This window comes from Pseudomonas sp. Irchel 3H3 (assembly GCF_900187635.1).
Classification (GTDB): Bacteria; Pseudomonadota; Gammaproteobacteria; order Pseudomonadales; family Pseudomonadaceae; genus Aquipseudomonas.
This window is the reverse complement of sequence record NZ_FYEC01000033.1, coordinates 24333-34296: the sequence shown is the minus strand read 5'-3', so window position 1 is coordinate 34296 and position 9964 is coordinate 24333. Positions and strand designations below refer to the sequence as shown.

At 63.1% G+C, this 9964-nt stretch carries 6 protein-coding genes; 3 read left to right on the top strand and 3 right to left on the bottom strand.

The window, feature by feature from the left end; all coding sequences use genetic code 11:
- A partial coding sequence (locus tag CKW24_RS24300) for a retention module-containing protein (protein ID WP_143501285.1) occupies positions 1 to 2696 on the bottom strand: 2696 nt, incomplete at its 3' end.
- A 581-nt stretch (positions 2697 to 3277) separates the two neighbouring features.
- On the opposite strand from CKW24_RS24300, the gene CKW24_RS24295 reads away from it, so the two are divergent.
- The 3 genes from CKW24_RS24295 to CKW24_RS24285 are packed head-to-tail and all read left to right on the top strand — an operon-like array spanning position 3278 to position 8179.
- A complete protein-coding gene (locus CKW24_RS24295; RefSeq protein WP_095170947.1) occupies positions 3278 to 4636 on the top strand; it encodes a TolC family outer membrane protein in 1359 nt (452 codons plus the stop codon).
- A gap of 18 nt (positions 4637 to 4654) precedes the next feature.
- A complete protein-coding gene (locus tag CKW24_RS24290) occupies positions 4655 to 6814 on the top strand; it encodes a type I secretion system permease/ATPase (RefSeq protein ID WP_095170946.1) in 2160 nt (719 codons plus the stop codon).
- Positions 6815 to 6823: 9 nt separating this feature from the next.
- Complete coding sequence (locus tag CKW24_RS24285; RefSeq protein WP_095170944.1) at positions 6824 to 8179, top strand: HlyD family type I secretion periplasmic adaptor subunit; 1356 nt, start codon at positions 6824 to 6826, stop codon at positions 8177 to 8179.
- A gap of 226 nt (positions 8180 to 8405) precedes the next feature.
- Here the strand turns inward: CKW24_RS24285 and CKW24_RS24280 are convergent, their stop codons facing one another.
- Entirely contained in the window at positions 8406 to 9002 is a 597-nt protein-coding gene (locus CKW24_RS24280; RefSeq protein ID WP_095170942.1) for a tRNA-uridine aminocarboxypropyltransferase, read from the bottom strand.
- Between the two features lie 5 nt (positions 9003 to 9007).
- Positions 9008 to 9901, bottom strand: a complete 894-nt coding sequence (locus CKW24_RS24275; protein WP_095170940.1) for a LysR family transcriptional regulator — start codon at positions 9899 to 9901, stop codon at positions 9008 to 9010.
- Positions 9902 to 9964: the final 63 nt, after the last annotated feature.

The window sequence follows — 9964 nt, the reverse complement described above, 5'->3', positions numbered from 1 at the left end:
CTGGTCGGGTCGACGGTGTAGGTATAGGAACCATCCGCTGCCAGCACCAGTTGGCCATAGGCGCCTGCCAACGTGCCGGCCGTCACCGGACCAGTGATCACTCGGTCGGCGCCCTGCACATCGTTGTCCAGCACATTGCCGGTAAGGACCGTGTGCAGTTCAGTAGCGGTCACGGCGTTGCCGTCATCCTTGGCCTGCGGCACGTCGTCGACGATGTTGACGTCCAGCGAGTCGCTGGCAGTGGTGCCATTGCTGTCGGTGACCGTGACGGTGAACGACTCGCTGAGGCTGTTGGTGCCGTTGGCGGTGGGGTGAGCTTCGTTGTCGTTGAGGGTGTAGCTGTAGCTCACCACCCCGCTCGCCGCGTCATAGCCGGTGATGGTCAGGGTGTTGCCCAGCGCAGTGGTGAAGGTTTGCGGGAAGCCGGCGGTGACGCCCGCGGTCACCACGTTGATCCCGCCCACGCTCAAGCTTTGCACGCCATCCAGTGCGGTAACAGTGAAGGTACCGCTTTGGGTCAGTGCCGGGGTGCCAGGCGTCGAGCCATCGCTGAGGGCTTTTTCATAGACCGTCAGTTCCCCGCCCAGGACCTTGAGGCCGTCGATCAATACCGGATCGTCGTTGTTGTGCACGGTCAGGGTCAAGGTCGCAGTGCTAGTGTCGCCATCGGCGTCGGTCAGGGTGTAGGTGAAGGTTTCGTGGGCATCGGCCTTGAGCGCCAGGAATGCCGGGATGGTCGGGTCGACGGTGTAGGTATAGGAACCATCCGCTGCCAGCACCAGTTGGCCATAGGCGCCTGCCAACGTGCCGGCCGTCACCGGACCAGTGATCACTCGGTCGGCGCCCTGCACATCGTTGTCCAGCACATTGCCGGTAAGGACCGTGTGCAGTTCAGTAGCGGTCACGGCGTTGCCGTCATCCTTGGCCTGCGGCACGTCGTCGACGATGTTGACGTCCAGCGAGTCGCTGGCAGTGGTGCCATTGCTGTCGGTGACCGTGACGGTGAACGACTCGCTGAGGCTGTTGGTGCCGTTGGCGGTGGGGTGAGCTTCGTTGTCGTTGAGGGTGTAGCTGTAGCTCACCACCCCGCTCGCCGCGTCATAGCCGGTGATGGTCAGGGTGTTGCCCAGCGCAGTGGTGAAAGTTTGCGGGAAGCCGGCGGTGACGCCCGCGGTCACCACGTTGATCCCGCCCACGCTCAAGCTTTGCACGCCATCCAGTGCGGTAACAGTGAAGGTACCGCTTTGGGTCAGTGCCGGGGTGCCAGGCGTCGAGCCATCGCTGAGGGCTTTTTCATAGACCGTCAGTTCCCCGCCCAGGACCTTGAGGCCATCGATCAATACCGGATCGTCGTTGTTGTGAACGTTGAGCACCAGGTTGGCGCTGCTGCTGTCGCCATCAGCGTCGGTCAGGGTGTAGTTGAAGGTCTCGGTGACGTCGCCCTTGAGCGCGAGAAAAGCCGGATCGCTGCTGTGCAGGGTGTAGCTGTAGCTGCCGTCGGCGGCCAGCACCAGGGTGCCGTAAGTGCCGGTGAAGGTCCCGGGGGTGATCGGCCCAGTCACGACCCGGTCGGCCCCTTGCACATCGTTGTCGAGTACGTTGCCGGTCAGGATCAAATGCGCTTCGGACGCGGCAACGCCATTGCCGTCGTCAAACGCGTGGGGCACATCGTCGGTGATGTTGATGTCCAGGGTGTTGCTGGCCGTATCGCCATTGACGTCGCTGGCGACCACGGTGAAATGCTCACTGAGGTTGTTGCTGCCATCCCCGGCCGAGTGGGTTTCATTCCCCACCAGGGTGTAGCTGTAACTGACCACGCCGGTGGCCGGGTCATAACCGATGATCGTCAGGGTGTTGCCCAGGGCCGAGGTGATCGTCTGTGGGAAACCCACCGCCACGCCGCCACTGATGATGCTGACTCCACCGATGCTCAGGCTCTGCAAGCCATCCGGCGCGGAAATGCTGAAGGTCCCGTTCTGAGTCAAGGCCCCCGGGTTGCTGGCCGAGCCCTTGGCCAGGTTGGCTTCAAACAAGGTCAGCTCACCGCCTGCCACCGACAGGCCGGACAAGGTCACCGGCTGGTTCTCCGGCAACTGCGGGGTCACCGGTAATTCGGGGTTGATGGGCGTAACGGGAGTCAACGGGTTGATCGAAGGCCCAGTGCCCGTGTCGTCGCCACCGTCCTCAGGCGAACCCGCCACACGTTCCGGGACAAACTCGGGAATGCCGTTGAAACCGGCGGTCGGGAAACCGATGACCGGGTCGACTCGACCCGCCACTTCTTCAAGCAGGACAAACGAGTGACCGCCGCCGGCAGTTCCGGGCGCCCCTGTACTGCCCGGCCCGGCAGCAGTGGCTTCAGCGACCTGGGTCGGGTCGGCACCGGCAGCGATGGCTTGCTGCACTTGCTCGACATCGCTCAATTGCGCCTGGCTGGGCGTCAGCGCTTCGGCGGAGTCGACATGTGCCGGTTGATTGGCCAGCAGTTGCGGGCTCAGAAGCATGCTGCTGCCGCGTCCCAGCGTCAGTTCCTGGCCGTTTTGCAGGTGCGCCGCGACGGCGCCCTCGGCCCCGGTCACCAGTTGTTCACCGGCAAACAGCCGATCCCCTTCGACCAGGGCGCGTCGGGTTCCATCACCCGCTACAGCGAACACCTGACCTACGACCTTGCTGACGGTTGCGATGAGCGTTGCCATGAGCCTTCCTCCGCTGCCGACGTCCATCGGCATCTGGGTTGTGCAGAGAAAGCATGCAGGGCCTTGCCGGGTTGCGGGACGGACCTTCTGCCCGGCAGCACTCGCACTTCAAGGTGCAAGCCCTTGCCTGACGTTGATCTCGCCTCGCGTGCCTACGCAGGCGGGCTGATGATCGCGGGACAAAACTGAATGAAATCATTCACTCAGCGCCGCCTAGCCGTTCTACGAGGGTGGCTGACGATGGATCTTCGGCAACATGCCAATATTTTGTCGCCTAAAAACCGTTCAGCCTCCATCCCCTCCAGCGCTTCTCCACCCTATGTTGCAAAAGTGTTGGAACCTTTTCCAGCCTCGCCAAGCTCCCTAGAGCTCATAAATACAAGGCTTGTGCAGGGAACAATGTGCCGGTTTTTTCGAGGCGCATAAGTTTTTTTCGACATATGCGTTATGAGAAATCCTTCTTAGCTTCTGCCTAGGATGTTCTTAGCTCTGTTGTTACATGCTTGATACGGTTTTTGCCGAAAATAACGCCAAATTATTGGCGACAGTCAAGCACCATTAGTCACAGGGAGAGGCACCCCATGCGCGTATTTACCCCGCTCTGCAGTGCGATTCTGATCGCCATGGCCTGCGCACAACAGGCCCAGGCCATGTCGCTGACCGAGGCGATTCAAAGCACCCTGGACAACCACCCGGAGCTGCACGCCAGTGAGAACAATCGCCTGTCTGCGGATGAAGACGTAAAAGTCGCCAAGGGCGGTTTTTATCCCTCACTCGATCTGAACGCCGGTTATGGCCGTGGCTACAGCGACAACACCAACACCCGCGCGCAGGGCAATCACCACACAGAAATCGATTGGTACACCCAGTCGGAGCTGCGCCTGCGGCAAATGCTGTTTGACGGATTCAACACCGCCAACGAAGTCGGGCGCACCCAGGCCATCGTCAACTCCCGGGCCTACTACACCCGCGGCACCGCCGAGAGCCTGGCCCTGCGCACCATCGAGGTGTACCTGGAAGTACTCAAGCGCCGGGAACTGGTGACCCTGGCCACCAACAACCTGCAGGCGCACTTGCGGGTCAACGACCAGATCGGCCTGCGCACCGAGCGCGGCGTCGGCAGCAATGCCGACCTCGATCAATCCAAGGCGCGTCGCGCCCTGGCGGAAAACAACCTGGACACCGCCCAGGTCGATCTCGCCGATGCCGAAGCCAACTTCTTCAGCGCCGTGGGGCGCATGCCCGACGAACTGGAAAGCCTGCCCTCGATTCGCGGCGAGGTTCCGCAGAGCCTGCCGGATGCCCGCCAGGCAATGATGGAAAACAACCCCTACCTCAAGTCCGCCCAGGCCGACGTGAACTCCGCCGAGAGCCAGTACGAAGTCGCCAAGTCGCCGTTCTACCCACGCTTCGATGCAGAGGCGGCGGTGGGTGCCAACAACAACATCCAGGGAGACCAGGGCCACGACAACGAGTGGCGCGTCGGTGTGATCATGAACTACAACCTGTTCCGCGGCGGCAGTGACAAGGCCCGCCTGCAATCGGATGCGCACAAGATCAACCAGGCCATGGACATCCGCAACAACGCCCTGCGCATGCTCAACGAGAACATCACCCTGGCCTGGAACGCCATGGTCAACGCCAAGAAACAAACCCCCACCGCCCGCGAATACGCCGATACCACCATGCGCGTGCGCGCCGCCTACCAGGATCAATTCGGCCTCGGCCAGCGCACCCTGCTCGACCTGCTGGACAGTGAAAACGAGCTGTACAACGCCAATCGCCGCTACACCGAAGTGCGCTACACCGAGGAGTTCTCCATGTACCGGATCCTGGCGAACATGGGCGAGCTGTTGAGCAAAGCCAAGGTGGTGGTGCCGGCCGAGGCGATTGCGCAAAGCGAAGTGAAAAGCCAGGCCCGTCTGCCAGAGATGCGCTAGCGAACCGGGGTACCCGAATTGACCAGCATGCAACCCGGCAACACTGGCGCCGACCCACGCCTGAGCTTTGATGATCCGTTGCTCGATGGCTTGCTGATCCTGTGCAAGCTGCACGGCTGCAATGTCAGCCGGGCCAGCCTGAGCGCCGGACTGCCGCTGGACAAGCAACGCCTGAGCCTCGACCTGCTGCCCCGCGCCGCCGCCCGGGCCAGCCTGCAAGCGCGCTTGCTGCGCCGTGAACTGGGGTCGCTGTCGGCGCTCAACCTGCCGGTCCTGCTGATTCTCAAGGACCGCCGCTGCGCGGTCCTGCGCCGCTGGGGCGAGGATGGCCAGGCCCTGATCCTGCCCAGCGAGGCCGAAGGTGGCGAACAATGGGTCAGCCGCGAAGAACTGGCCGAAGCCTACAGTGGCCAGGCGCTGTTCGCCCGCCCCCGGCATGAACTCGAAGAGCTGCGTTCACCCCTGGTGCCACGGGTCGACGCTTGGTTTCGCGACACCCTCAAGCTGTCCCGCTGGCTGTACAGCGACGCGATCCTGGCAAGTTTCCTGATCAACCTGCTGGGCTTGATGGTGCCGCTGTTCGTCATGCAGACCTACGACCGGGTGGTACCGAACCAGGCCACCTCGACCCTGTGGGTGTTGGCCATCGGCCTGTTGATCGGCACTGGTTTCGAACTGGTGCTGCGGGTGGTGCGCGCGCACTTGCTGGACACCGCAGGGCGCAAGACCGACGTGATCCTGTCCGCGACCCTGTTCGAGCGCATCACCGGCATGGCGATGAAAGCCCGGCCAGCGACCATCGGCGGCTTTGCCCAGAGCATCCACGACTTCCAGGGCCTGCGTGAATTTCTCACGGCGGTGACCCTCACCAGCCTGATCGACCTGCCGTTCGCCGTGCTGATGCTGGTGGTGATCGGCCTGCTCGGCGGCTGGCTGGTGGTGATCCCGATGCTCGCGTTCCCCATCACCATCATCTTCGCCCTGCTGATCCAGTCCCGCCTGCGCGACACCGTGCACAAGAGCCTGGCCTTGGGCGCCGAACGCCAGGCGCTACTGATCGAAACCCTCGGCGGCCTGGAAACCCTCAAGGCCTGCAGCGCCGAGAGCGAACGCCAGCACCGCTGGGAAAGCACCCACGGCGCCCTGACCCGCCTCGACAGCCACGCGCGCAACCTCGCGGCGCTGGCCACCAATGGCACCCTGTTCATCCAGCAATTCTCCGGCATGGCGACCATCGTCGCCGGGGTCTACAGCATCATCGCCGGCAACCTCAGCGTCGGCGCACTGGTGGCGACCTACATGCTCGGCAGCCGGGTGCTCGCGCCGCTCGGCCAGATTGCCGGGTTGATCACCCGCTACCAGCAAGCCCAACTGACGATGAAGAGCACCGATGCGCTGATGTCCCTGCCCCAGGAGCGCGACGCCGGGCAGCGGCCCCTGGAGCGTACGCAACTGCAAGGGGCGCTGGATGTCAGCGGCGTGACCTTCCACTACCAGGGACAAAGCGCCCCGGCGCTGGCCACGGTCAGTTTCAGCCTCAAGCCTGGCGAGCGGATCGGCATCATCGGCCGCAGCGGATCGGGCAAAAGCACCCTGGCGCGCCTGGTGATGGGCTTCTATGCCCCGGACGAAGGCCAGTTGCTGCTCGATGGCCTGGACCTGCGGCAACTGGATGTCGCCGACCTGCGCCAGCAGATCGGCTATGTCGCGCACGACCTGCCGCTGCTGGCCGGCAGCCTGCGCGATAACCTGACCCTCGGCGCACGCTACATCAGCGATGCGCGCATGCTCGAGGTCGCCGAACTGACCGGCGTCACCGACCTGGCCCGCCAGCATCCCCAGGGCTTTGACCGCCCCGTGGGCGAACGCGGCCAACTGCTTTCCGGCGGTCAGCGCCAGGCGGTCCTGCTGGCCCGAGCCCTGCTGCTCGACCCACCGATCCTGGTGCTCGACGAACCCACCAGCGCCATGGACAACAGCAGCGAAGACGTCCTGCGCCAGAAACTGCAGACCTGGGTCCAGGGCAAGACCTTGCTGCTGGTGACCCACCGCACCTCGATGCTCAGCCTGGTGGACCGGCTGCTGGTGCTGGACAACGGCCGCATCGTCGCCGACGGTCCGAAAGAAGCGGTTATCGATGCACTGCGCAAGGGCCGTGTCGGCTCTGCGGCCGTCTAGGAGTGGCACATGTCCGGGCCTACAGGTGATCGCGGCTACTTTGGCAGTTTTGGCAAAAGTGCCGAAAGCGAGTTCATGCCGGAAACCGCCAGCGCCTCGCTGCAGGATTCGCCGCGCTGGTCGCGGGTCACCGTGTGGCTCGCCGCCGCGCTGATCATCAGCGCCGTGGTCTGGGCCAGGTTCGCGGTGCTGCAGGAAGTCACCATGGGCGAAGGCAAAGCGATTCCCTCGAGCAAAGTGCAGGTGATCCAGAACCTCGAAGGCGGGATTGTCACCGAGATCTTCGTGCGTGAAGGCCAGATGGTGAACAAGGGCGACACGTTGCTGCGCCTCGATGACACGCGGTTCCTGTCGAACAAGGGCGAAAGCGAGGCCGATCGGTATGCCTTGACCGCCCAGGTCGAACGCCTGTCCGCCGAAGCCGAGGGGCGGCCGTTCAAACTCTCCCCCGAGGTGATCGCCAAGGCCCCGCAAGTCGCCGAAGACGAGCGCTCGCTGTTCGAACAACGGCAACGGCGCCTGGCCAGCGAACAGCGGACCCTCAGCGAGCAACTTCGGCAAAAAACCCAGGAGCTAGCGGAGTTTCGCTCCAAGCAGGGGCAATACAGTTCGAGCCTGGCACTGCTCAACCAGGAAATGAATATGTCTGCGCCGCTGGTCGGCACTGGCGCGGTGTCGCCGGTGGAGATCCTGCGGCTCAAGCGCAGCGCAGTGGAAATTCGTGGCTCGCTGAACGCCACCACCCTGGCCATTCCTCGCGCCGAGTCAGCCATCGACGAGATCAAGAGCAAGCTCGACGAATCGGTACAGAGCTTTCGCTCGGACGCGGCCAAGGAGCTCAACGAGAAGCGCACCGAGCTGTCGAAAATCACCGCCACCAGCATCGCCATCGACGATCGGGTCACCCGCACCACCGTGGTCTCGCCGGTGCACGGGATCATCAAGGTGCTCAAGGTCAACACCATCGGCGGCGTGGTCCAGCCCGGCAGCGACATGCTGGAAATCGTGCCCCTGGAAGACAACCTGCTGATCGAGGCCAAGGTCCGCCCGCAGGACGTGGCCTTCCTGCATCCAGGACAGAAAGCCATGGTCAAGTTCAGCGCCTACGACTACACCATCTACGGCGGGCTGAGCGCCAAACTAGAACTGATCGGCGCCGACACCATCACCGACGACAAGGGCAACAGCTTCTACCTGATCCAGGTGCGCACCGACAAAAACCATTTGGGCGGGGACGTTAAACCACTGCTGATCATCCCGGGGATGGTGGCGACGGTGGACATCATTACCGGGGAGAAGAGCGTGCTGGACTACCTGCTCAAGCCGGTGCTCAAAGCCCGCACCGAAGCAATGCGCGAGCGCTAGAAACCCCGCTGCAAGCCCCCCTCTAATGTGTAATGCTGTTCAGTTAAGCGACGCCGACCATTGTAGGAGCGAGCCTGCTCGCGAAAAACTCAAAGACGCCGCGCTTATACTGAACACACGCGTTATCGTTGACGTTTTTCGCGAGCAGGCTCGCTCCTACAATGGAGACGGTCAACCGCTTCGTCTGTGGTGCGTCGGTTCTCTTTGTAGAAGCGAGCGCCCACTTCTACGGTGACAGGTGGTTCTTCTGGTAGGTTTCCAGCCCCATCGCCGCAATCTGCCCCTCGATCAACGCCTCAAAGGGTTTTAACAGCGGCTCGAACGAAGTCGGCGCCTCCAGCACCTGCAACGCCTGGACAATCGCCTCCACCGTCGACAAGGCTCCCGGTCCCGGGGCTTTGCGCAAACGATAGCGCGACACTCCACCCTCCGCCAGGGTCACCCGTGGCAACGCCGCCAGCAGCGGATTGAGGTGGAGCATTTTGCGCGCCTTGCGCCATGTGCCATCCGGCACTACCAGCAACATTGGCTCCTGCGAGGACCCGTAAGTCTGCAGCGGCTGTGCGTCGTCCGCCGGAAACAACAGGCGCGCGCAATAGCCCGGCTGATTAAGCAACTCGGACAAATCCTCGAACACCTCACCGACCACCAATTGCGCATTGTTCAAGCCCAACGCCGCCAGCCGCGCGGTGTTCAAGGCATGGTTGACCTCGCTGGGATGCTGCAGCAGCAGCACCCGGGTGCGGCTGTCGAGGCTGGGGATCAGCGGGCACAGGCAATGGGTTTGCGGGCGCAGGCAGCGCGGACATTGAATTCTGGACATGGTCTTCAGGCCTGATTCAGTTGGGCTTTAAGCAAGTCACGGAAGGTCTGGATCAGCGGTTCGCGACTGCGGCCACGCCGCACAATCATCGAAAACGGCGCCTGGTAGCCGAAGGTGGCCGGCAGCAACACCCGCAGATCGCCCTTGTCGGCCCAGGCCTGGGCGTAGTGCTCGGGCAGGTAGCCGATGTAGGCGCCGGACAGCACCAGAATCAACTGCGCCTCCATACTGTCCACGGTCGCGGCGCTGTGTTTGAAGCCGTGGCGGGCCAGTTCGGCCTGGCTCCAGTAGCCACGCCCGACCATGCGTTGCTGGGTAATCAACTGTTCGGGTATGCGCCGCTCGGTGAACAGCGGGTGGCGGTTGCTGCAATACAACCAGTGCTGCTCACGATAGAGCGGCATGTAGACCAGGCCGCTCATACGGGTCGAGAACGCGCCGATGGCCAGGTCCAGGCGGTTGTCCTGCACCCCGAGTTGCAATTCGTAGGGGCTCATTACCGACAGGTGCAAATGCACCGCCGGGTGCTCCAGGGTGTAGGCGCCGATGGCTTCGGCGAACGGCAAGGCCTTGTCGCTGACGGTGGAGTCGATCACCCCCAGGTTGAGCGTACCGCGCAACTCGCCCTTGAGCGCGGCGGCGTATTGCTCGAAGCCTTCGAGCTCGCCGAGCAGGCGCAAGGTCTCCTGGTGAAACAGCTCGCCCTTGCTGGTCAGGCTGAACCCGCCCCGCCCACGATGGCAGAGCACCAGGCCCAACGCGGCTTCGAGCTGGCTCATGTAGGTGCTGATGGCCGAGGTCGACAGGTTGAGCTCGTGCTGGGCATTGGCGAACCCCTGATGACGGACCACGCTGACGAAGATGCGCAATAGTTTCAGGTCGGGTAAAGCGTTGGCCATGGCAGAGCTCCGAGTGACGTCGCGACACAGTCCCTGTAGCAGCTGGTGCAGCCTGCGTTCGGC

Coding starts and splice junctions, on each gene's coding strand:
- CKW24_RS24285 (WP_095170944.1), top strand. CDS start 6,824: ATGTCCGGGCCTACAGGTGATCGCGGCTACTTTGGCAGTTTTGGCAAA.
- CKW24_RS24295 (WP_095170947.1), top strand. CDS start 3,278: ATGCGCGTATTTACCCCGCTCTGCAGTGCGATTCTGATCGCCATGGCC.
- CKW24_RS24275 (WP_095170940.1), bottom strand. CDS start 9,901: ATGGCCAACGCTTTACCCGACCTGAAACTATTGCGCATCTTCGTCAGC.
- CKW24_RS24280 (WP_095170942.1), bottom strand. CDS start 9,002: ATGTCCAGAATTCAATGTCCGCGCTGCCTGCGCCCGCAAACCCATTGC.